The sequence below is a fragment of the Nitrincola schmidtii genome (assembly GCF_008973715.1).
In the GTDB taxonomy this organism is placed as follows: Bacteria; Pseudomonadota; Gammaproteobacteria; order Pseudomonadales; family Balneatricaceae; genus Nitrincola; species Nitrincola schmidtii.
Map to the genome: position 1 here is coordinate 164,196 of NZ_WBOL01000004.1, position 22,684 is coordinate 186,879.

Genomic DNA, 22,684 nt, shown 5'->3' on the forward strand with positions numbered 1-22,684 from the left:
TTCACACAAACTCCATTTTTTTTAAAAGTTGGCAAGCTTCCTGCAATTTTCTGACCAAGCAGTCAGGTTTTATTTGAACTATAGTAGTTAAAAATACAAAAACATCAGTCTTTAGGAAGGATGCAGATGCAATTTATGCTGAATCAGACACCCGTCACACTAGAAGAGTACGCACCAGATACGACTCTTTTGGAGTTTTTGCGCACAGAAGTGGTGCAAAGAGGCACCAAAGAGGGATGTGCTTCAGGTGATTGCGGAGCCTGCACCGTAGTCGTTGCTGAACCAGACGGTGATCAATTGCGATATCGTAGCATTAATAGCTGCATTACTTATTTAGGGGCGGTTGATGGCTGCCAAGTGATCACCGTAGAAGGACTCAGCTCATCATCAGAAGCATTGCATCCGGCTCAACAAGTGATGGTTGATCATCATGCCTCTCAATGTGGTTTTTGTACGCCGGGTTTCGTCATGTCGCTGTTTGCGATGATGCATCAACCTGCGAAGCTTACCTCTGAGGAGTACATTTATCAGGCACTGGGTGGCAATCTTTGCCGCTGCACAGGATACCGTCCGATTATTGATGCCGCGAAAGCCCTAATCTTATCCCCGCAGTCGACTGAGCAGACCGATGAGTTCGCCAAAAGAGAAACTCAACTGGTCAACACCTTACGGCAGTGGCAAGCAGATAAAGATGCGTCCGCATTGACCCTGAAAGGGAAAAATTCATCCTTTTTTGCTAGCCCTCGATCCATGAACGAGCTACTTAGCCTACTCAACGAACACCCCGATGCTCGCTTGGTTGCTGGGTCAACCGATCTGGCATTAGAAACCACACAACAACTGCGAACCCTGCCAAAGCTTGTTTTTACAGGACATGTCGCAGAGATGCGCCAGATTGAAGATCGTGCTGACGTTTTACAGATAGGTGCAGCCGTGACCTACAGTGAAGCTGAATCCCAGTTAGTTCAGGCTTTTCCGGCAGTGTCTAATTTACTGCATCGCCTCGGCTCTCTTCAGGTGCGTAATCAAGGCACCTTAGGAGGTAATATTGCCAACGCATCGCCCATCGGCGATATGCCTCCCGTATTACTGGCTTTAGATGCCCGTTTACGCATCCGAAATGCTCACGATGTCACCGAGATACCGATCCATGAGTTTTTTACCGGCTATCGACAAACGTGTCTAACGACTGGCAGCGTGATTGAATCCATTATTCTACCTAAGCTAGGTGAGAAGAGTTTTTTACGTATCTATAAACTGTCCAAGCGACTCGATGATGATATTTCGGCGGTCTGTCTTGCTCTGCATTTAACGCTGGACGGAACTCGCATTCTGGATGCACGACTGGGACTGGGAGGTATGGCAGCCATCCCTGCACGCGCTTATCAGGCTGAGGCCTCGTTAATCGGTAAAGATTTTATTCCCGAAGAACTGCATGAAGCACAAATGGCACTTGCAGATGAGTTTTCACCCCTCAGCGATGTGCGCGCCAGTGCTGAATACCGCATGAAAAGTGTACAAAATTTGTTGCTACGTGCGGCGTTAGAATATCAAAGTAACCAATCGCTGGAGGTGATGCACTATGCGCACCTTGACTGAAGGCAGCCTTCACTCCACCACTCTAGACGACAGAAACAGCAACAGCGCTGGCTCCAATATTACTGGCGCCAATATAACGCTAGGCAAACCCATACCTCACGACAGTGCACGTCAGCATGTCACGGGAACGGCTCGTTATGTCGACGACATTCCTGAGCCGAAAGGCACGCTTTATGCGGCTGTGATCGGCAGTCATATCGCTAAAGGTCGACTTCGTTCAACCGACTTTTCTCAGGTGCTCAAGGCTCCTGAGTTTGTCGAGCTTTTAACACTCAAGGATGTTCCGGGTCACACCGATATCGGCCCGGTATTTCCGGGTGACCCGGTACTGACGGATGATGTCATTCGCTACGCAGGACAACCCATTGCACTGGTGGCTGCCACAACGGAAAAAGCGGCACGACAAGCCGCTTTGCTCGCCAAAATAGAGTATGACGCGGAGGTTCCAAACCTTAATGCTGAAGTCGCGCTGAGTCAGCAACACTTACTTCGTCCTAGCCATCGAATGCAGATAGGCGATTGTGAAACGGCGCTCTCGTCGGCACCGATTCAACTCGCAGCGAGCCTGCAGGTCGGAGGACAAGAACATCTTTATTTAGAAGGCCAAGTTAGCATGGCGGTTCCCGGTGAAGACGGTGAGATGATGATTTTCACCTCAAGCCAGCATCCCACCGAAGTGCAAAAGCTGGTCGCCGAAGTTCTGAATATTCCTTTTAACAAAGTCACCGTCGATATGCGACGTATGGGCGGCGGGTTTGGTGGTAAGGAAACTCAAGCGGCACCATGGGCCTGTTTGGCAGCCTTGATGGCAGTCAAAACGGGTTTACCGGTCAAACTTCGTCTTCCCCGTAAAGAAGATATGCTGATGACGGGCAAGCGCCATCCCTTTGTCAATCGTTATCATATCGGCTGTGATCAACAGGGACAGATCATCGCCGCCGATATTGAGGTAATTGGTAATGGCGGCCATTCACCCGATCTGACGGATGCCATCGTCGATCGCGCTATGTTTCATGCGGATAATGCCTATTGCTTACCTCATGCGGACATTCGCGGACATCGAGTCGCCACTGATACGGTTTCTCATACCGCCTTCAGAGGCTTTGGTGGTCCACAGGGTATGCTGATTATCGAGCGTGCCATGGATGATATCGCCCGTCGACTTGGCTGCGACCCTTTGGATATTCGCAAACGCAACCTCTATCGCAAAGATCGAGATTTAACACCCTATCATCAGCAGGTTGACTATCAACCGCTTCAGCAACTGATCGATGAACTTGAGAAAACCAGCGAATATCGTGCTAGACGCCAAGCGATCACTCAGTGGAATCAACAAAGCCGAGTATTGAAGCGAGGCTTGGCGCTGACTCCGGTTAAGTTTGGTATCTCGTTTACCCTGCAACACTTAAACCAAGCGGGAGCGCTGGTACATATCTATACCGATGGCAGCATTCAATTGAACCACGGCGGGACCGAAATGGGTCAAGGTTTGCATACTAAGGTCTCTCAAGTCGTAGCTAGCACACTGGGGATAGATCTACAGCGAGTGCGTGTGACCGCTACCCGAACCGACAAAGTACCTAATACGTCCCCTACAGCTGCCTCAAGCGGATCAGATTTGAATGGCAAAGCCGCCGAAAATGCCGCGCTAACCTTAAAACAACGTCTAGCAGAGTTTTTAGCTGAACAGAAGTCGGTCGATGTTGCTGCGATACGCTTTATGGATAACCGTGTCTGGTGGAGTGAAGAGGACTCGATCGCTTTTACCGAATTAGTTCAGCAGGCCTATCTAGCGCGTATTTCTCTTTCAACAACGGGTTTTTACCGCACGCCGAAAATTTGGTATGACCGTGAAAAAGCGCAAGGCCGCCCTTTCTTCTATTTCGCCACCGGTGCTGCCGTTTCAGAGGTGCTGGTAGATACCCTGACAGGCGAATATCGTCTGCTACGTACCGATATTCTGCATGATGTCGGCAGAAGCCTGAATCCGGCCATCGATATTGGACAGATAGAGGGGGGCTTTATTCAGGGGATGGGCTGGTTAACCACGGAAGAACTGGTATGGAACAGTGATGGGCAATTACTGAGCAATTCTCCCGCAACCTACAAGATTCCTGCAATCAGTGACACACCGCCTGTTTTTAATGTGAAACTTTTTGATCAGGCGAATACTGAAGAAACGATTTATCACTCTAAAGCCGTGGGCGAGCCGCCCTTAATGTTGGCGATTTCGGTATGGTCGGCATTAAGAGATGCGATCAGCAGCCTGAGTCATTATCGCATCAGTCCTGATTTAGATACCCCTGCCACACCTGAAAGAGTGTTAATGGCCATCGAAAAACTACAAGCAGACCTAAGGCTAACCAAATGATTAGATGGAGTGATGCACTCGCTCAATGTCAACGATCTGACACTGCACATGTTCTGGTGACGGTGATCGGCACTGCCGGATCCGTGCCCCGCAACAGTGGTACTAAAATGCTGGTGACGGCTGAGGAACTGTTTGACACCATCGGCGGCGGTAATCTGGAACTTCATGCGGTAGAGCAAGCAAGGCAGCTGATCAAAGAACAGGTGACCGGACAAAACTTAGTCAAATTTCCCTTAGCGGCTGCCTTAGGTCAATGCTGTGGTGGCCATGCCACGCTATTGTTTGAAAGTTTTTGCCAGACCAGCCAAACCTTATGGTTATTTGGTGCGGGGCATGTCGGCAGCGCTTTAATCAACATCCTCAGTGAACTCCCACTGAATGTGCATTGGGTGGATACTCGTGCTGATCAATTCCCCAGCGATATCAACGCTGCAATTCAGTGCCACCATCCAGATGATCCCACCGACGTGTTCACACAAATAAATTCGAATGCACTACTGCTGATCATGACGCATTCCCATGATCAAGATTATCAAATTTGTGAACAGGCATTGACTCAGCAGCACCAGGGTTTTATTGGACTGATCGGCTCCAAAACTAAAGCCGCTCGATTTAGACACAGGCTGCGTCATGCTGGACTGTGTCAAACGGCAATTGACGCTATTGAAAGCCCGGTAGGATTAAGCGAAATCGGTGGCAAACGACCGATGGAAGTCGCCGTATCCATTGCTGCTCGGGTCATTCAGTGCTATCAAGCTAGCCTTGCCGCACTGCCTGAAAAAGCCACCCTTTCGTCGCAAGATTTCACAGATATCTCTAAACAATTAACGAGAAAACCTGATGACCTTAACTGAACTCAATCAGCTGGATAAAGAAATGGCTGCAAATCATTTTCGCCAATGCTGTGTCAGCGAGGCGTGGATCGCGGGAATGCTCGATGCCATGCCTTTTGACTCGTCTCAAGCACTCTATACAGCAGCCGACCGAGTCTGGCTAGGCTTAGCGCCCAGTGACTTTAAGCAGGCCTTTGAAGGCCATCCCAAAATCGGCGATGTCAGTAGTTTACGTGCCAAATATGCTAACACCAAAGCTCTGGCCGAGGGTGAACAATCCTCCGTCAAGCAAGCGGATGAAGACACACTTCATGCACTGGCAGCAGGTAATACCGCCTATGAGCAGCGTTTTGGTTACATTTTTATTGTCTGCGCTACCGGAAAATCGGCGCAAGAGATGCTGTCTTTACTCAAATCAAGACTCAATAACGATCCCGAGTTTGAAATAAATATTGCTGCCGCTGAGCAGCAAAAAATCACTCGACTCCGTTTAGAAAAACTTCTACAACCGAATGAAGCCGCTTAGGAGCCTAATATGCAGCGCATTTCATCTCATGTACTCGACACAACTCTTGGAAAACCTGCCGCTGGCATTCGGATACAACTCTATATATATCAAGGTAATGAATGGTTAGAGCTAAATCAAGGCACTACCGATAACGATGGTCGTGTAGGTAATTTTCTTAGTGAAGCCCTTAAACTTGAAACGGCACGTTACCGTTTGCGTTTTAGTTTAGAAGAGTATTTTGCACAGCAGCAGCAACCCTGCTTCTACCCTCAAGTAGAGATAGAGTGTCAATTAAAAGCTGAAGACGATCATTACCATATACCCTTGCTGATCAGTCCATTTGGCTATTCTACTTATCGGGGGTCATAACGAATGAGTATGCAGGCCTACCGTGGTTCAATTTTGCACTACCTGGAGGATCCTTACACTCATCCAGAAACCTCTCGCGCTTTTATCGAGGATGGTTTATTAGTGATCAACGATGGTCATATCCATGCGGTGGGACCTTTCTCTGCTCTGATTGCCAGCTTACCTAAAGAAGCAACCCGTATCGATTACTCAGGCAAAATCATTATGCCGGGGTTCATTGATCTTCATACCCATTATCCACAAACAGAGATAGTTGCTGCTTATGGGCGTCAACTTTTGGATTGGTTAAATAACTATACTTTTCCTACTGAAAAAAAGTTTTCAGACGCCTCCTATGCACGAGAAGTTTCAGAATTTTTTATTCAAGAACTGCTTCGCAATGGCACCACCACAGCCATGGTTTTTTCCACTGTTCATCCTGATTCGACCGATGCATTCTTTGAAACTGCTAATGCTTTAGATCTTCGCATGATTGCTGGCAAGGTAATGATGGATCGGAATGCACCAGACTATTTAACCGATACTGCCGCCAGCAGCTACGAAGATTCGGCTGAACTTATTGAGCAATGGCATGGAAAAGGACGACTGTCTTACGCCGTTACGCCCCGCTTTGCGCCGACTAGTTCACCTGAACAGCTAAACTTTGCAGGACGCTTATTACAAGAATATTCGGGTGTTTATCTTCAGAGTCATCTCGCTGAAAACAAACAGGAACTGGAGTGGGTTGCTGCTCTATTTCCCAATGCTCGTGATTATTTAGATGCCTATGAACAGGCAGGATTACTGGGACCACAGAGTATCTATGCTCATGGCATTCATTTAAGTGATTCTGCCTGTCAACGACTTGCAGAGACCGGCACCGTGTTAGCTCATTGCCCTACTTCTAACCTATTTTTAGGTTCGGGATTATTCGAAATGTCGCGCCTAACGGATCAAGGAGTGCGTTTCGCATTAGGAACAGATATAGGCGGAGGAACCAGTTTCTCTTTGTTCAGCACCATGGCGGAAGCCTACAAAATACAACAACTACAAGATCTTTCTTTACACCCAGATAGAGCCTTTTACCTTGCAACACTTGGGGGCGCCAAAGCGCTTTCGCTGGATCACTGCATAGGTAATTTTCTACCGGGCAAAGAAGCCGACTTTATTGTCCTTGACCCCTCAACCACACCTTTGATGCGTTTTCGAATGGAACACTGCCAAGACATCACAGAAAAGCTCTTTGTGTTCGCCATTCTAGGAGACGATCGACTCATTTCAGCCACTTATGTACTCGGTAACCTGGTTTACCGTCAGGAGCAATAATCGTTATGGATCCGTATTTTTACGATTGGATACAGATGCTGGTAAGACTACTGCACGTCATTACCGCCATCGCATGGATAGGAGCATCCTTCTACTTTGTCTGGTTAGATAACTCATTAGAGGATCCTCCGCAATGGAAAAAAGATAAAGGCATTAAAGGAGATCTTTGGTCTATTCATGGGGGTGGCTTTTACGAAGTCGCTAAATACCAATTAGGCCCAGAGAAGATGCCGAAACATCTGCATTGGTTCAAGTGGGAAGCCTACTCGACCTGGATTACCGGGATGTTCCTGCTGATATTGATTTATTACGTCGGTGCGCACAGCTTTATGATCGATCCGGCTAAAGCGGATTTAACCGCATGGCAAGCGATTTCGATTGGATTAGGTACCATCGTAATCGGCTTTTTGATTTATGAAGGCCTCTGTCGCACCCCACTCGTCGATAAAGAGCTTATCTTTGGACTCTTACTGGTCGCTATTGTTACTTTTTTAGCTTGGATGCTGAGTCAATTTATTGGTAACCGTGCTGCGTATATTCACATAGGCGCGTTAATCGGTACCTGCATGGCGGCGAATGTCTTTACCACCATCATGCCCTCGCAACGGGCATTGGTCGCAGCGGTTGAAAAGGGAGAAGCACCCGATCCTATCTATGGTTTAAACGCTAAACGCCGCTCGACGCATAATAACTATGCCACCATTCCCGTGGTCTTTATTATGCTGAGTAATCATTCCCCTATGACCTATAGCCATGAGTATGGCTGGGCAATTTTAGCCGCCTTGATCTTAATCGGCGCTTGGGCAAGACACTTTTTCAATCTTAAACATAAGGGAATTGTAAAACCCTCAATTTTGGTCAGTGCCTTTGCTGCGTTTATTCTTCTGATCATTGTCGCTAAACCTCAACCACTGCCCGCCTTTGATAGCAGTCAGCGTTTAATCAGTGACAATGAAGCCTTCGGTATCGTTATGGAGCGCTGTGCAACCTGTCATAGCCGCCAACCCACCGATGACATTTTTAGAGTCTCTCCGGGTGGTGTTTACTTAGAAACAGGATCTGACATTCTTCGACAACTGGATAGAATAGAAGCCAGAACGTTACTCACCCATGACATGCCATTCTTGAATAAAACTGAAATGACGTTAGAGGAGCGAAGCTTACTGGCGAGCTGGATTCAACATCGCAGACAATCGTAAAACTTAACGTGCGGTGTTTTGAATAGGTGTTTTGATGCGGTGTTTTGAATAGGTATTTTACCTCGAAACACCGCATCCCTTTAAGATGATATGAATCAGCGTATCTTCTGCTGCTTTAAAATCATCAGCTTCAGGACACGGCTTATTCAGTGCCGCTGCTATCTGAACGGAAAAATCAGCATAATGTTGAGTCGTAGACCAGATCATAAAGAGCAAGTGTTCCGGTGTAATCTCAGCATCTAGCTTGCCTTCATCCATCCATTGCTGGAATACAGCGACACGTCCAGAAAACCAACCATGGTAATCATCGCTAAAATACGCCTTCATGTTATGTGCGCCACTGATGATTTCAGAGGCAAAGATACGTGATGCCATAGGGTATTCTTGAGAAAAAGCGATCTTACGGCGAATGTAGTTTGGCAGCACATCAGCAGGATCATCGTCCACCGAAATACTTCCCAGCGTTTCATCCCAAAGATCAATGATGTTGCTCAATACAGCAACATATAAACCCATCTTGTTTTTAAAGTAGTAGTGAATATTTGCTTTTGGCAAGCCTGCTCGGTTAGCGATGGCATTGATACTTGCACCGGCAAAACCTTTTTCAGCAAACTCTGCCTCTGCAGCACGAAGGATTAATGTTTCATTGTGTTGGCGTATTTTGCCGACGTTACGTTCTTTTTCTGTTTGATGTGAATCGATTTTGAACAACAACGGGGACTCTCCGGGGCGGAAATACGAATGCTGATCGTATCAGAAGAGTGGGTCACTGCAACCCCCAGTATTGGTAAATCTTGGAGTTGCAGTGGAGAAGTTGACGTTTAAATTAGATAGTTATAGATATATCTAGTTGGTTTTTACCAGTGACGAGGATGTTTCATCCACAACGTCACTAGAGACCTGCTCTACCTCTGTTTCTTCTTGAGGTAAAATCAGCGATAAGATAATGGCGGTCAAACCACCCGCCGTTACAGCTGAACCAAACACATTACGAACCAAATCTGGCATTTGTGCCAATAAGTCGGGTGTCATGGTAACTCCTAAACCTATACCAAACGAAGCCGCCATAATCAGTAGATTACGACGATCGAGCGTTTCATTGGCAAGAATTTTAATTCCAGCTGCAGCCACAGTGCCAAACATCACTAGGGTGGCTCCACCCAAAACAGGCTTGGGAATCTGCTGCAACACGGCACCGATGATTGGGAACAATCCCAACAAGACTAAGATACCGGCTACGTAGTAACCAATATAACGACTGGCCACACCGGTTAACTGAATCACACCATTATTTTGACTAAATGTTGTATTTGGAAAGGTGTGAAAAACAGCAGCAATCATAGAATTGATACCATCTGCCAACACACCACCTCTAATGCGGCTGACGTAGGCTTCACCTTTAATCGGCTGTTTAGAGACAATACAGTTAGCGGTAATATCACCACTGGTTTCGATAGCAGTCACTAGATAGATCAGTGCGACAGGAATAAACGCTCCCAGATCAAATGCAAAACCATACTGAAAGGGGATCGGCAAGGTCATAAAACTGACTTCAGAGACTTGAGCAAAACTGACTTTACCCATGAAAAACGCAATGACGAAGCCAGCAGTTAAACCCAGCACAATGGATGATAAACGGATCCATGGGTTTTTTGAGCGGTTCAGCAAAATAATGCTAACAAGTACAAAACCACCCAATCCTAAGTTCGCTAAGCTGCCAAAATCTGCTGCATTTACACCCCCAGCAAGGTCTGTCATGCCGACTCGAATTAAGCTGATGCCTATGATAGTAATAACGATACCGGTGACTAACGGCGTCAGTATTCGTTTCAGTTTATGCAGTATTTGACTGATAAAGATTTCAACAAAAGCACCTAAAAAACACACGCCGGTGATTAACGCCAATATCTCTTCAGGGCCACCGCCTTTGCTTTTAGCAATAAACCCTGCGGCTAATACTGCGCTTAAAAAGGCAAAACTGGTTCCCTGTACACACACCATACCAGCACCAATACCCCAGGCACGACGGGCTTGAATAAAGGTACCAACACCTGAGACAAATAGTGCCATGCTGATTAAGTAAGGAAGATGTTCACCTAGCCCTAACACACCACCGATGATCAAGGTAGGTGTAATGATACCGACAAAACTGGCTAACACATGCTGAATAGCCGCAAAGGTGGATGCTTTGACTCCAGGTCGAGAGTCGAGTGGATACAGTAGTTCATTATTCATCTGTGTTCTCCATTTATTCAATATCAGACCGCAACACTGTTGCTGCCCCGATTTGCCCAACGTGTGAAACGCTTTTCCATCCATGCAAAGAGTTCATACATCACCACGCCCATGACACCGATGACAATCAACCCTGCAAAGACCAGTGCCATATCCATTGACGAACTAGCCGCCATCATCAAATAGCCAATCCCCATATTTGAAGCCACGGTTTCCGAGATAACAGAGCCAACAAACGCTAGGGTAATAGCCACTTTTAGGGATGCAAAAAAGTAAGGTAGTGCGCGTGGCAAACCTACTTTTCGAAGAATATCCAGCTTGGATGCACCTAAAGAGCGCATTACATCTTCAAGCTCTGGTTCCAGTGTTGCTAAACCTGTTGCGACGTTAACCAGCACCGGAAAGAAAGAGATTAAGAAAGCCGTTAAAATGGCTGGAACCGTACCGATACCAAACCACACCACTAATACAGGGACAAAGGCAACCTTAGGAATACTGTTAAATCCTACTAATAGAGGATATAAGGCTTTATAAACAATAGGGTAGGTTCCGACAGCGATACCTAGCACCACACCCACCACCACGGCAATGGCAAAGCCTACTAGCGTGGTGAAGAAGGTTTGCCAAGCATGCATCATGATCGGTTCCCAGCGGTCTATACCTGCACTCCACACTGCCGTAGGTGCCGGAAAGAGATATTCAGGAACCTCTAATCCCACACATAAGATTTCCCACAGCAGTAATAACACTACGATCAGCATCCAACTGGCATTGCGAATCATAAATTTACGTCGATTAAACGCCATTTTTATCTCCCAATCAGTGCTTACGAATCGCACCAATATGATCACGCAACACATGGACTTGTGATGCAAAACCTTCGGTATAGGTATCTTCTAAGGTTCTTGGACGAGGCAGATCGACTTCTCGTCGAACCAAGATCTCGCCTGGACCTTTACTCATCACATACACGGTATCCGCTAAAAACACCGCTTCTCTTAAGTCATGTGTCACTAGCACGACAGTGAAGGGTTGTTCCCGCCATAGATCCTGTAACATGCACCACAGCTCTTCACGGGTGAAGGCATCTAATGCACCAAAGGGCTCGTCTAGCATTAACAATTCAGGTTTATGAATCAGTGCCCGACAAATGGAGGCACGTTGTTGCATGCCACCGGATAATTCCCAAGGGTATTTATCTTCCCACCCCGCTAAACCCACACGGGCAATCAGTGCTCGCGCCATCTCTTCGAACTCTTTGCGCTTCTTGCGCATCTGAGAACGATAGGGCTGCACTATCTCTAGCGGTAACATGACGTTTTGCAGTGTGGTGCGCCAAGGCAGTAGATTGGATGCCTGAAACGCCATACCGATACATTTTTGTGGGCCTGAAATCTCTCGACCATTCAGATACACATAGCCTGATGTGGGATTGGAAAGCCCAGACACCAATTTCATCAAGGTAGACTTACCACACCCTGAAGGTCCGACTACCGCAATAAACTCATTTTTTCTTACAGATAGCGAAACATCACGTATCGCCAGAGGACCGCCCTCTTCGTAGGCTAAACTGACCTTTTCAAAGGTTACAAACTCCATAATCCACCTCAAACAAAGCCTCTCTAGTCAGCTAAGACAGACTGACTAGAGAGATGACAATTAACGAGGAACCGTGCGCTCGGTCAGTTCCGGTAAAAAGGCGGTATTAAAGAGTTGTGCAGCGTCAGGAGTCACATCCAATCCAAACGCACTGACAGCTTCCTGAATTGATTGTTCTAAGCGATCTTGAGTCACCGCACCTAGCCCTTCAGCTAAAGTTTCTTCGGTAACGACTTGAGCGTCTAATGCTAAGTTCAAACGTCTTAGTTCTAATGCTTCGTTAACAAGCGCATCACGTCGTTTAACGTGCTTAACCGCTGCTGCAGGATCTTCAAGGGTTTCAACCAAAGCTCGGTTAAACGCACGAACAAAAGCTGAAACCGCATCTGGATTTTCCGCTAGCAACTTTTCACTGGCGATAATGGCATTACCATACAAAGCGACACCAAAATCGGAATAAGGCATGACGGTAATCATCTCAGGGTCGATACCACGCGCTTCTAAATTCAATAAGCTGGTGAAGTAAAAGCCGGTGATACCATCGACTTGGCGACGAGCCAGTAAGGTTTCACGAATTGCGGGATCAACACTTTGCCAGGTCACACTATCGACATCGAGACCATTATGCGCTGCAAAGGCAGGCCAAGCTTTACGACCTGCATCAAAGACAGGAGCCGCCAAGGTTTTACCGACTAAATCTGCGGGTGTATCAATACCAGAATCCTTCAGGGTAAACACCGCCGCAGGGGTATTGTTATACAACATATAAACGCCTTGAATGCCGGATGAAGGGTTTGCTGATGCATATTCAATCAGCGCATTAAAATCCGCTAAACCCATATCATAGGCACCCGTCGCCACGCGGGTGACCGCACCGGCAGAGCCGTTACCCGAATCGATATTGACGTTTAATCCTTCTTCGGCAAAGTAGCCTTTATCTAACGCGAGTAAGAAAGGTGCAGAGGGTCCTTCAAAGCGCCAATCTAAGGTGAAGTTAATTGCAGTTGAGGCCTGTACATCTGATGCCATCAGTGTTTGTAAGCCCATACAAGCAGTTAAACCACACACCACTGCCATTTTTTTCAAGGTTAAACGCTTTGCAATATTCATCATTTTTTCCTTTCAAATAAAATATCGATTCATGTCTAGAAAGTCTGTCTGGATGCCTAGATAGCCATCAGGCTGTTTGGCTTCAACGCAAAACTGACCGACCAGTCAACTTATTTGATTTTTTATTTGCAAAGCTTATGCCACTATTTATCCGTGTTATTTCAGGATTTTTGTTACTGCATTGCACCAAAATACTGCAAAAAGTAAAAATACTGGTCAAATAAGCATCAAACTGAATCACTCACTTACCAAAGTGTTTAAGTCATTAAGTAAACTTTTCAGTGTGCTATGCTGTCCCTATATAATTAAGGGCTAATTTGAACTAAGGATATGTTATGAAAGACGATGTAAAAGTCTGGGATTGGAGTATTCGGGTATTTCACTGGAGTTTACCCATCTTACTCTTTTTACTCTGGTTTTCTGCGACACAAAGCCAAAACTTTGATGCTATTGAACATCACATGATACTGGCGCAAATCTTATTAGGCTTGATGATTTATCGAGTGATTTGGGGATTTGTTGGTACGCCAGCAGCACGCTTTAGCCGTTTTATTACGGGCCCCGCAACCTGGTGGGTCTATGCTTCTGCACTGCTAAAGCGCCAGCCTATACACTATTTAGGCCATAATCCTCTGGGTGGAATCATGGTCATTGTGTTGCTAAGTGCCTTAGGTTTTCAGTTAACGACCGGACTATTCACCAATGATGATATTTTGTTTGCAGGCCCGTTATCTAACTCAGTAGATCGAGATACGGTTCGCTGGATGAGCCGCTGGCATAAGAATTTCTTTGACTGGATTCTGATTCTGGTCGCACTTCATCTAACCGCCATTGCTTTGTACAAGCTTTTGGGCGAGGGACTGGTAAAAGCCATGTTTACCGGCAAGAAGCCGATGATCGACAGCGCACCTGATAAAGAGAAAGTGCTTCCTGCACCTGAATCCTTTCCTTGGATACGTTTTGCGATCACTGTCGCGATTGCTGCTAGTACAGTTTATTACCTATTTCATTTTTAGCGTGAAGTGATAACGTTCGAATATCGTTTAAGCGGTTGTAGCCACCTGAGCCAAGCCACTGACCTTGCGCTCAGCGGGCTGCAAATAAGAGTAGATGACAGGCACCAACAACAAGCCAACAAACATCGAAAAGCTTAATCCAAAGACAATAGAAACGGCTAAGGGTTGCAGCATTTCTGAACCCTCCCCGATACCTATAGCCAAGGGTAGCATTCCTGCCACAGTGGTCATGGTTGTCATCATGATAGGGCGAAGCCTTAGTTTTGCTGCTGAGATAATCGCCTCATCGCGACGCAGTCCTTTATCCTGTTGCAGTTCAATGTATTCAACCAAGACGATAGCGTTGTTCACCACAATACCGGCTAGCATAATCATGCCTAACCAGACTGGCATTGAAAGCGGCATCCCCAATAGATTTAAGCCCCCTGCAACACCTATGGCACTAAACGGAACACTGAGAATAATGACTAAGGGATTGCGCAAGGATTCATATTGAACCGCCATCACCACAAACACCAAAAATAGGGCCAGTAATAACAATATGCCGGTTAAACGCTGACCTTCTTGCAATGTTTGCCCTGCTCCACCATCAAATCGCGTGTAACCACTCGGCAATGCCAACTCTGCTAAGGCTTGATCTATGCTCTGTAATACTTCTCCAAGTGGATAACCCGACATTAATGTCGCGGTGACTTCAACAATACGCATTTGACTGTCTCTGCGAATCGTTCCTGGGGATTGCGTTAATTCAATTTGAACTAGGTCGCCCAAGTAGACTGGCTGTCGACCATTGGTGGCAGGAAACAACAATACCGATTCTAAGTCTTGTACATCACGTGTCAGATGCTGAGGAAGACGTATGCGAATATCAAAACCTCGACCTCCCTCATAAAAGTCGGTGACGACTCTTCCCTCTAATGCCATCATCAAGGCCGCATTAACATCTTGAACATTCACACCTAACACAGCAGCTCTATCTCTATCGACACGAAAATCCAGTTCTAACACTTGTTCTTCCGATGAAAAGGCTAGGTTTTGCAACCCTTCAACTGATGCCATTCTATCGACCGATTCTCTGGCTAATCGATCCAACACCTCTAAGTCAGGCCCTTGAATTCGCACACTGATATCATCGTCACTGGTACTGGTTCGAATACCTCGAATACCGCGTTGGCGCATACGGACCTGAACACCCGCTAACTGCTCTTCTGCAATCTGCTGGTTTTTACGGTTGATCCATTGCTGTGAGGTGATCTCTCTATCCGCTAGGGACTTTAATTGAACAGTGATACTGGCTTGGTTAGCGGCCTCTCGAGCTGTTCGGCCCCACACGAAGCCTCCGGAAACGACAAAAGCGCTTTCTACATGAGGATCTCTTCTGATGATGGATTCAATGATAAGCACCCGTTGATCCATTTCATCTAAGGTAATATCAGGATCGCCGATCACGCGAATATCAATTTCACCATTATCCATGGTTGGTAAAAACGTCTGGGCTCCACTTAAAAATGTTGGAGCGCTAATGACCAGCAAACCAATAAATATCAAGGGAATGGGCCAACGAAACGTTAAGATTTTACCTATCAGAAAGGCATAACCTCGCTGTAAGGTGTCAATAAAGCGATCTACTAGTCGACGGAAGGCGCTGGTTTTATGAGTAAGCACTCGAGACGCCAAAGCGGGTACCAGTGTCAGCGCAATCACCATCGACGCTACGACCGCAGCCGAGATGGTAATAATTAACTCTCTAAAGAGTAGTCCCACCAATCCACCGACAAATAGAAACGGCAAAATTGCAGCTAAGTTGGTCGACGTGGAGGCTAAAATCGCACTATTCACCTCTGCAGCGGCATTTTCTGCATCTTCAAGTGTTGCCTCACCTTCGCGTTGATGGCGATAGATATTTTCCAGCATAACAATGGTGTTATCGACCAACATCCCCACACCTAATGCCAAACCACCTAAGGTCATGATATTTAGGGTGAGATTGCTGATACCCATCAATACAAAGGTCACCATCACTGCGATGGGAATTGCGCTACCAATGATCAACGTGCGTCGTAGGTTACCCAAAAACAGATAGACCACTGACATGGCCAATAATGCACCACTGACAACCGCAATAACTGAGTTATTCAATGCCTGACGCACATAAATGGATTGATCAGAGATAGGATAGATCTCTATATCATCGGGTATCAGTCCCTGATCGCTAAGCCATTGCATCCGTGTTTGTACATGGTTAGCAACCGAAATAGTGTTCGCGTCAGGTTGATTCTGGATGGATAACTGTAGCGCGGGAATACCATTGGCACGGATTCGTAAACGCTCATCTTTATGGGTATCTAATATCGTCGCCACCTCATCTAATGAGACTCGACTACCATCCGCTAGGGGTATGGATAACGAAGCTAAGGCTTCAACACTATCAAATCGTCCACTAATACGACCACTAATCTCTTGTCGCTCTGTCCTTAAACGACCCGCTGGATCTTCACGATGATTACGCGTTAAGGCATCAACGACATCATCTACTTCTAATCCTAGCCCTGCCAATCGAACCGGATCGGGTAGTATCTGAATTTCTCTTTCCAACCCTCCACCCACCTCGGCAGCCGCAACGCCGGGTAAATTAATAAACCAATTGGCAAACACATCGTCAACCCATGTACGTAACTCAACGGGATCTCGCAAAGATGAGCTGATGGCAAATTGCATCACGGGGATTTGTGAGGGGTCTCGCTTAAATATAGTGGGTTGTTCGATGGAATCCGGCAGTAAACGTCTTGCTCTATCCAGGCGTGTGCTGGCATCTCTTAAGGCGATATCAATATCTTTGCCATAAGGGAAGATTAAATCCACTGAAGCTCGACCCTGACTGGTACTTGACTGGATATTGACCATATCCTCAGTGACGGCCAATTGCTCTTCTAAAAAGCGTGTTACACGATCTTCCATCACTACGGCTGGAACACCCTGATCAGTGATGCTGACACGTATTTCGGGATAGATTAGGCGTGGCAGAAGATCAACCGACAATCGACTTAAGCTAAACACACCTAACACGATCACTGCCAGTGCAATCATTGTGACACCGACAGGATGTCGAATGGACCAACCCGCTACACCAGAGCTATGTCGTAATACCGTTTTAGACATCTTAACTACCCCGTTCCGATAACGGAGTGACTGGGGTCACGTGTCGACCTTCCGTGAGTCCCATAAAACCTCGAATGACGACCGCTTCATTAGCAGTGAGACCTTCTAAAATCTCTACTCGATCTGCCACTCTAAGTCCAGTAATGACCTCACGTTTTTCTATACGCTGCTGCTCATTCATCACGTAAACATATTCACCCTGCTCAAAGCGCAGGGCGGCAAACGGAATCATGATTCGCTGTTGCAAATTGGCCGTTAAACTAACACGCGCTAGCTGACCCGGTAGCGCGCCATTAGGTACTGGATCTAAACTGATCTCTACCTGCCCTCGACGCGTTAGTGGATCAATTTCCGGATAGATACGCGATACTTTGCCCATGAATATTTGTGAGCCTAACGCATCAAGCTGAATATCGACCAGATCTTCAAGATTAAGGTGTGTCATCACTTGTTCTGATAACTGAAGATCAACCACTAATGACTGAGGATCAATCAATGTGAGTAGATGTGTATTTTTTGATGCGAAATTACCCGGATCAGAAAGTCGTTCGGTAATGACACCAGAAAAAGGTGCTTCGGTTCGCGTAAAGGAAAGACGAGTATTTAGAATAGCCAACTCTGCACGAGCGATTTCAAGCTCAGTTTCGCGTTTTTGTAACTCTTCAACGGACGTTAAGTTTCGTTGAGAAAGCGAGCGCACTCTTTCTAAATCTCGCTCAGCTCGGCTGAGTTCTGCGCGACTTCGGGCTATTTGTGACCTCAGCAAACTATCATCTAAAGCCATCAACAGCTCACCTTGATTAACTGTATCACCGGGATACCAGGGCAAGGCTGCCAGTTGACCTTCCTCTTGTGCAAACACCCTAAAGCGTGTTGTTGCCCTTAGCGTACCCGTTCGCATCCGATCTAATTTCACGTCTTCAAAGTTGACGTTATAAACCTCAACGAGATGTGGGCGGGGTTGTCTTTGTTGTTCATTACTTTGTGCTGCCGGTTGATCACAACCCGTTAAAAACAACAATGAGCTGATCAGGATCGCAAACAACGATGGTCGCACACGGTCTCTCCTTGAGATATTTTTAATAACGCAGTTAAACGCGTTTAATGATTAGAAGCTAATAAGAAGATTTTAGCTTTTATACATAGCAATAACATGACGATCACAGTAAAGATACGTAAAAAGTCAGGTTATAGATGACTTAGGACAGACAATCGAGCAGCAGGTTCACCCTACTACTCGATTGAGAATGGGATTAATGCCCCAGTACTTGACTGAGGAATAACTTGGTGCGGTCTGATTGAGGATTATTGAAGAACTCTTCTGGCTCATTCTCTTCTACAATTTGACCAGCATCCATAAAGATAACGCGGTCTGCCACTTTTTTCGCAAAGCCCATTTCGTGAGTGACGCACAACATGGTCATCCCTTCTTGAGCTAGTTCCACCATAACATCCAACACTTCCTTTATCATCTCTGGGTCAAGAGCAGAAGTCGGCTCATCAAACAGCATTACCCTTGGATTCATACATAAGCTTCTTGCAATGGCGACACGCTGTTGCTGCCCACCCGATAGCTGTCCTGGAAACTTATTGGCCTGCTCTGGAATTTTGACACGTTCCAAATATTTCATTGCAATCGCCTCAGCTTCTTTTTGAGGCATTTTTCTGACCCAAATAGGTGCCAACGTGCAATTTTGCAGAACCGTCAGATGTGGGAAGAGGTTAAAGTGTTGGAACACCATACCTACTTCTTTACGTATCTGACCAATGTTCTTCAAGTCATTATTCAACACCACACCATCAACAACGATATCTCCTTCTTGATGCTCTTCCAAGTGGTTGATACAACGGATCATGGTTGATTTGCCAGAGCCTGAAGGACCACAAATAACGATCCTTTCACCGACCTTCACGTTTAGGTTGATATCCTTCAATACGTGAAACTGGCCGTACCATTTATTTACATTATTCAGAGTGATAATAAACTCTTGTTCGTTCGTCATAGACCAGAACTCCAATTAATTCCGATGGCCGGTATTGAGGCGATCTTCAAGATAAATACTGTAACGAGACATACTGAAACAGAAGATCCAGAACATGAAGGCAGCAAATAGATAACCCTCTGCTGGATAACCCAACCAAGCTGGATCAGACAGCGCTTGGCGAACCATACCCAATACATCTAACAAACCGATAATGACGATTAGACTGGTGTCCTTAAATAAGGAGATCAGGGTATTCACTATGCCCGGAATCATAATTTTCAAGGCTTGGGGTAACACCACTAGGTTCATTTTTTGCCAATAACTCAAACCTAGCGCATCCGCGCCTTCAAACTGTCCTTTACTCAGTGCTTGCAAACCACCACGCACCACTTCAGCCATGTAAGCAGACTGAAACATGATGATCCCGATCAATGCACGCATCAATTTATCTGCATCAGTTCCACCGGCAAAAAATAGCGGAAGCATGACTGACGCCATAAACAAAATGGTGATCAACGGTACGCCACGCCAAAACTCAATAAAGATGACACAAACCATCTTTATGACAGGCATCTCACTTCGACGCCCAAGCGCCAGCAGAATACCGATTGGAATCGCAGCGACAATACCGATAAGCGCCAATACCAGTGTTAGCATTAAGCCACCCCAACGGTGAGTTGGGATCACTTCTAAGCCAAAACCACCATAAAGCAAGGTATACGCAACCACTGGATAGACAGTAATGGCAGCAATACCCACCCACTTTTTGAATGGCAAATTAGGAATTGAAAGCCACGCAATTGTCACTATCAGCAGAATAAATGCGAGATTGGGGCGCCAGTAACTATCTTCAGGATAGAAACCATACATAAACAGGTTCCAACGCACCGTCACAAATACCCAGCAGGCACCACCACTGGAGCAATCTTCACGAGAAGTTCCAAACCAGTCAGAACTAATAAAAGCCCAATTTATAAATGGCACCAACACAATCCACAACATATACGCTGTGAATAAGGTCACCAGAGTATTTGGAATACTAGAAAAAAGATTTCTTCTCATCCAGCCTATGATGCCAACCTCAACCAAGGGTGCAGGACGACTTTCAATGGGAGTAAATTTTTCCATTTTATCGCTCCACCAACGCAACACGTTTGTTAAACCAGTTCATAAAGGCTGATACCGATAAACTGATCGTCAGGTAAACCAGCATCGTCATGGTAATAATTTCTATTGCCTGACCCGTTTGATTGAGGGTTGTTCCAGCAAAAACGGACACCAAATCGGGGTAACCTATCGCCGTCGCCAACGAAGAGTTTTTAGTTAAATTCAGGTACTGGCTAGTCATTGGTGGGATCATGACACGCATCGCTTGCGGGAGAATGACCAAATTCATACGCTGCTTTTCATTTAAACCCAACGCACGACAAGCTTCTGTTTGACCATGAGCTACTGACTGTATGCCTGAACGCACTATCTCACCGATGTAGGTACTGGTGTAAATAGTCAGGGCAAACCATAAAGCCAAAAGCTCTGGCAATAAGGAGATACCTCCGCGGAAATTCAAACCGCGTAATTCAGGATATTCTAGTGAAATGGGACGTCCAGTAATAAAGTATCCAATCAGGACTGTTCCAATCAGAATGCCAACCGATGTCCAAAATACTGGAAATTGCTGTCCTGTATCGATCATTCGGCGTTTAGCCCATCGACCTAGAACAAACACACCGATAATCGCAGCCACGATCAGTATCACATAAAAGGTAAAGCCTGTTTCTGCCATGGGCTTGGGAACAAAAACACCACGAACATTGATAAAGATAGCTTCGCCAAAGGTAATACTGTCTCTAGGTCTTGGCAGTGTCTGTAATACAACGAAATACCAGAAGAAAATTTGTAATAGCAGTGGAATGTTTCGCAGTATCTCGATGTAAACCATCGAGATTTTTCGTAGTAGCCAGTTTGGAGAAATTCGACTGATCCCCACAAACACACCCAATATGGTTGCTGCGACGATTCCTAATGCGGAAACTAACAACGTATTCAGCAACCCAACAATAAAGGTTCGACCAAAAGAAAAGGTCTCGTTATATTCAATCAGGGTTTGTGATATGCCAAAGCCAGCTGGTTGACTCAAAAAGCCAAAGCCAGTAGATATTCCTCGAGAGTCGAGGTTGGTCATTACATTACCTATAATGGTAAGCATGAACCAGAGTAATCCACCTAGCACAACGGCCTGAAAAAACAGACTGCGCGCTGTCGGGTTATAGATTAGGCGGGTAAGACCATTACGGTTATTTGATTTCATTGAGAATAAGCGCCTCTGACAGTCAAAAGGAAATCTCAGACTAGGTTCTGAGATGGATCATGAGGCTTTAACCCCATGATCCAGACTGTTAACCCAGAATTGAACTATTAACGAACAGGTGGTGCGTACTGAATACCACCATCAGTCCATAGTGCGTTCACGCCACGTTCAATGTTAAGCGGAGAGCCCTTACCAACTGTACGCTCAAACACTTCGCCGTAGTTGCCTACTTGTTTAACAATGTTGTAAGCCCAGTTATTTTCTAGATTTAACAACTCACCCATGTTGCCCGATACGCCCAAGAAACGCTGAACTGAAGGATCATCGGAAGACAACATTTCTTCTGCATTGACCGTGGTAATGCCCATTTCCTCAGCATTGATCTTAGCAAACAGAGTCCATTTTACGATATTAAACCATACATCATCACCTTGACGTACAACGGGTCCTAGAGGTTCTTTAGAGATGATTTCTGGAAGAACAACGGCAGCATCCGGATTTGAAAGCTGTAGACGAAGAGCTGAAAGCTGAGATTGGTCAGACGTTAAAATATCGCAACGACCGGCTTCAAAACCTGCAGTCGTTTGATCTGATGTATCATAGAGGACTGGCTCATAACTCATGCCGTTCATACGGAAATAATCAGCAAGGTTAAGCTCTGTGGTGGTACCTGACTGGATACATACAGAAGCACCATCCAGTTCTAACGCGCTATCCACACCTAAATCTTTGCTTACTAGGAAACCCTGACCATCGTAGTAGTTTACACCAGCGAAGTTTAGGCCCAAAGACGCATCGCGAGTCAGTGTCCAAGTGGAGTTACGAGAAAGGACATCAATTTCACCCGATTGCAATGCAGTGAAACGCTCTGTTGCAGTCAAAGATACGAAATTTACTTTTTCAGCATCACCTAAAACAGCGGCAGCAACAGCACGACAGAAATCAGCATCAAGACCTTGCCAACGACCAGCGCTATCAGTAGCAGAAAAACCAGGTAGACCATCACTGACGCCGCATTGAAGAGCGCCACGGTTTTTAACAGAATCTAAAGTACTTGCATTTACACCAGCTGCAGCGGTAACCGCCAT

At 46.0% G+C, this 22,684-nt stretch carries 19 protein-coding genes; 8 read left to right on the forward strand and 11 right to left on the reverse strand.

What is annotated here, in order from left to right:
- The first annotated feature begins 126 nt into the window (after window positions 1-126).
- From xdhA to F7R24_RS05325, 7 genes are read left to right on the forward strand one after another with little or no spacing between them, the layout of a single operon-like run.
- On the forward strand, window positions 127-1,599 hold the full coding sequence (gene xdhA / locus F7R24_RS05295; protein WP_151670210.1) for a xanthine dehydrogenase small subunit: 1,473 nt from the start codon (window positions 127-129) through the stop codon (window positions 1,597-1,599).
- A complete protein-coding gene (gene xdhB / locus F7R24_RS05300; protein ID WP_151670211.1) occupies window positions 1,583-3,970 on the forward strand; it encodes a xanthine dehydrogenase molybdopterin binding subunit in 2,388 nt (795 codons plus the stop codon). Before xdhA ends, xdhB begins: the two co-directional genes overlap by 17 nt.
- Entirely contained in the window at window positions 3,967-4,824 is an 858-nt protein-coding gene (gene xdhC, locus F7R24_RS05305) for a xanthine dehydrogenase accessory protein XdhC (protein WP_151670212.1), read from the forward strand. Before xdhB ends, xdhC begins: the two co-directional genes overlap by 4 nt.
- The gene (gene uraD, locus F7R24_RS05310) at window positions 4,811-5,329 is read left to right on the forward strand and encodes a 2-oxo-4-hydroxy-4-carboxy-5-ureidoimidazoline decarboxylase (protein ID WP_151670213.1); all 519 of its coding nucleotides are present in this window, start codon (window positions 4,811-4,813) and stop codon (window positions 5,327-5,329) included. The genes xdhC and uraD overlap by 14 nt, the downstream gene beginning before the upstream one ends.
- A gap of 9 nt (window positions 5,330-5,338) precedes the next feature.
- Window positions 5,339-5,680, forward strand: coding sequence for a hydroxyisourate hydrolase (gene uraH, locus F7R24_RS05315; protein WP_151670214.1), 342 nt, complete (start codon window positions 5,339-5,341; stop codon window positions 5,678-5,680).
- A 3-nt stretch (window positions 5,681-5,683) separates the two neighbouring features.
- Window positions 5,684-6,985, forward strand: a complete 1,302-nt coding sequence (guaD, locus tag F7R24_RS05320) for a guanine deaminase (RefSeq protein WP_151670215.1) — start codon at window positions 5,684-5,686, stop codon at window positions 6,983-6,985.
- Between the two features lie 5 nt (window positions 6,986-6,990).
- Complete coding sequence (locus tag F7R24_RS05325) at window positions 6,991-8,184, forward strand: urate hydroxylase PuuD (RefSeq protein WP_151670216.1); 1,194 nt, start codon at window positions 6,991-6,993, stop codon at window positions 8,182-8,184.
- A gap of 57 nt (window positions 8,185-8,241) precedes the next feature.
- Here F7R24_RS05325 and F7R24_RS05330 read toward each other — a convergent pair whose 3' ends face one another.
- The 5 genes from F7R24_RS05330 to F7R24_RS05350 form a co-directional block, all read right to left on the reverse strand.
- A complete protein-coding gene (locus F7R24_RS05330; RefSeq protein ID WP_151670217.1) occupies window positions 8,242-8,898 on the reverse strand; it encodes a TetR/AcrR family transcriptional regulator in 657 nt (218 codons plus the stop codon).
- A 132-nt stretch (window positions 8,899-9,030) separates the two neighbouring features.
- Window positions 9,031-10,419, reverse strand: coding sequence for a uracil-xanthine permease family protein (locus F7R24_RS05335; RefSeq protein WP_206057477.1), 1,389 nt, complete (start codon window positions 10,417-10,419; stop codon window positions 9,031-9,033).
- A gap of 23 nt (window positions 10,420-10,442) precedes the next feature.
- Window positions 10,443-11,225, reverse strand: coding sequence for an ABC transporter permease (locus tag F7R24_RS05340; RefSeq protein WP_151670219.1), 783 nt, complete (start codon window positions 11,223-11,225; stop codon window positions 10,443-10,445).
- A 13-nt stretch (window positions 11,226-11,238) separates the two neighbouring features.
- Window positions 11,239-12,018 carry an ABC transporter ATP-binding protein gene (locus F7R24_RS05345; protein WP_151670220.1) on the reverse strand — a complete coding sequence of 260 codons (780 nt, stop codon included), beginning with the start codon at window positions 12,016-12,018 and terminating at the stop codon, window positions 11,239-11,241.
- A 60-nt stretch (window positions 12,019-12,078) separates the two neighbouring features.
- A complete protein-coding gene (locus F7R24_RS05350; protein WP_240775996.1) occupies window positions 12,079-13,128 on the reverse strand; it encodes an ABC transporter substrate-binding protein in 1,050 nt (349 codons plus the stop codon).
- 335 nt (window positions 13,129-13,463) lie between these two features.
- Here F7R24_RS05350 and F7R24_RS05355 point away from each other — a divergent pair, with 335 nt between their 5' ends.
- Window positions 13,464-14,144 carry a cytochrome b/b6 domain-containing protein gene (locus F7R24_RS05355; protein WP_151670221.1) on the forward strand — a complete coding sequence of 227 codons (681 nt, stop codon included), beginning with the start codon at window positions 13,464-13,466 and terminating at the stop codon, window positions 14,142-14,144.
- 27 nt (window positions 14,145-14,171) lie between these two features.
- Here the strand turns inward: F7R24_RS05355 and F7R24_RS05360 are convergent, their stop codons facing one another.
- The 6 genes from F7R24_RS05360 to F7R24_RS05385 form a co-directional block, all read right to left on the reverse strand.
- Window positions 14,172-17,303 (reverse strand): efflux RND transporter permease subunit, encoded by a 3,132-nt coding sequence (locus tag F7R24_RS05360; RefSeq protein ID WP_151670222.1) that lies wholly within the window; start codon window positions 17,301-17,303, stop codon window positions 14,172-14,174.
- A 1-nt stretch (window position 17,304) separates the two neighbouring features.
- Window positions 17,305-18,360 (reverse strand): efflux RND transporter periplasmic adaptor subunit, encoded by a 1,056-nt coding sequence (locus F7R24_RS05365; protein ID WP_151670223.1) that lies wholly within the window; start codon window positions 18,358-18,360, stop codon window positions 17,305-17,307.
- A 196-nt stretch (window positions 18,361-18,556) separates the two neighbouring features.
- Window positions 18,557-19,306: an amino acid ABC transporter ATP-binding protein gene (locus F7R24_RS05370; protein ID WP_151670224.1), complete on the reverse strand. Its 750-nt coding sequence runs from the start codon at window positions 19,304-19,306 to the stop codon at window positions 18,557-18,559.
- Window positions 19,307-19,321: 15 nt separating this feature from the next.
- The gene (locus tag F7R24_RS05375; protein WP_151670225.1) at window positions 19,322-20,416 is read right to left on the reverse strand and encodes an amino acid ABC transporter permease; all 1,095 of its coding nucleotides are present in this window, start codon (window positions 20,414-20,416) and stop codon (window positions 19,322-19,324) included.
- 1 nt (window position 20,417) lies between these two features.
- Complete coding sequence (locus F7R24_RS05380) at window positions 20,418-21,596, reverse strand: amino acid ABC transporter permease (RefSeq protein ID WP_151670226.1); 1,179 nt, start codon at window positions 21,594-21,596, stop codon at window positions 20,418-20,420.
- 107 nt (window positions 21,597-21,703) lie between these two features.
- Window positions 21,704-22,684: an amino acid ABC transporter substrate-binding protein gene (locus F7R24_RS05385; RefSeq protein ID WP_240775999.1), complete on the reverse strand. Its 981-nt coding sequence runs from the start codon at window positions 22,682-22,684 to the stop codon at window positions 21,704-21,706.

What these genes read in the sequence shown, in the direction of transcription:
- xdhA (WP_151670210.1), top strand. Translation starts at nt 127, where the DNA reads ATGCAATTTATGCTGAATCAGACACCCGTCACACTAGAAGAGTACGCA.
- xdhB (WP_151670211.1), top strand. Translation starts at nt 1,583, where the DNA reads ATGCGCACCTTGACTGAAGGCAGCCTTCACTCCACCACTCTAGACGAC.
- xdhC (WP_151670212.1), top strand. Translation starts at nt 3,967, where the DNA reads ATGATTAGATGGAGTGATGCACTCGCTCAATGTCAACGATCTGACACT.
- uraD (WP_151670213.1), top strand. Translation starts at nt 4,811, where the DNA reads ATGACCTTAACTGAACTCAATCAGCTGGATAAAGAAATGGCTGCAAAT.
- uraH (WP_151670214.1), top strand. Translation starts at nt 5,339, where the DNA reads ATGCAGCGCATTTCATCTCATGTACTCGACACAACTCTTGGAAAACCT.
- guaD (WP_151670215.1), top strand. Translation starts at nt 5,684, where the DNA reads ATGAGTATGCAGGCCTACCGTGGTTCAATTTTGCACTACCTGGAGGAT.
- F7R24_RS05325 (WP_151670216.1), top strand. Translation starts at nt 6,991, where the DNA reads ATGGATCCGTATTTTTACGATTGGATACAGATGCTGGTAAGACTACTG.
- F7R24_RS05335 (WP_206057477.1), bottom strand. Translation starts at nt 10,419, where the DNA reads ATGAATAATGAACTACTGTATCCACTCGACTCTCGACCTGGAGTCAAA.
- F7R24_RS05340 (WP_151670219.1), bottom strand. Translation starts at nt 11,225, where the DNA reads ATGGCGTTTAATCGACGTAAATTTATGATTCGCAATGCCAGTTGGATG.
- F7R24_RS05345 (WP_151670220.1), bottom strand. Translation starts at nt 12,018, where the DNA reads ATGGAGTTTGTAACCTTTGAAAAGGTCAGTTTAGCCTACGAAGAGGGC.
- F7R24_RS05350 (WP_240775996.1), bottom strand. Translation starts at nt 13,128, where the DNA reads ATGAATATTGCAAAGCGTTTAACCTTGAAAAAAATGGCAGTGGTGTGT.
- F7R24_RS05355 (WP_151670221.1), top strand. Translation starts at nt 13,464, where the DNA reads ATGAAAGACGATGTAAAAGTCTGGGATTGGAGTATTCGGGTATTTCAC.
- F7R24_RS05360 (WP_151670222.1), bottom strand. Translation starts at nt 17,303, where the DNA reads ATGTCTAAAACGGTATTACGACATAGCTCTGGTGTAGCGGGTTGGTCC.
- F7R24_RS05370 (WP_151670224.1), bottom strand. Translation starts at nt 19,306, where the DNA reads ATGACGAACGAACAAGAGTTTATTATCACTCTGAATAATGTAAATAAA.
- F7R24_RS05375 (WP_151670225.1), bottom strand. Translation starts at nt 20,416, where the DNA reads ATGGAAAAATTTACTCCCATTGAAAGTCGTCCTGCACCCTTGGTTGAG.
- F7R24_RS05380 (WP_151670226.1), bottom strand. Translation starts at nt 21,596, where the DNA reads ATGAAATCAAATAACCGTAATGGTCTTACCCGCCTAATCTATAACCCG.
- F7R24_RS05385 (WP_240775999.1), bottom strand. Translation starts at nt 22,684, where the DNA reads ATGGCGGTTACCGCTGCAGCTGGTGTAAATGCAAGTACTTTAGATTCT.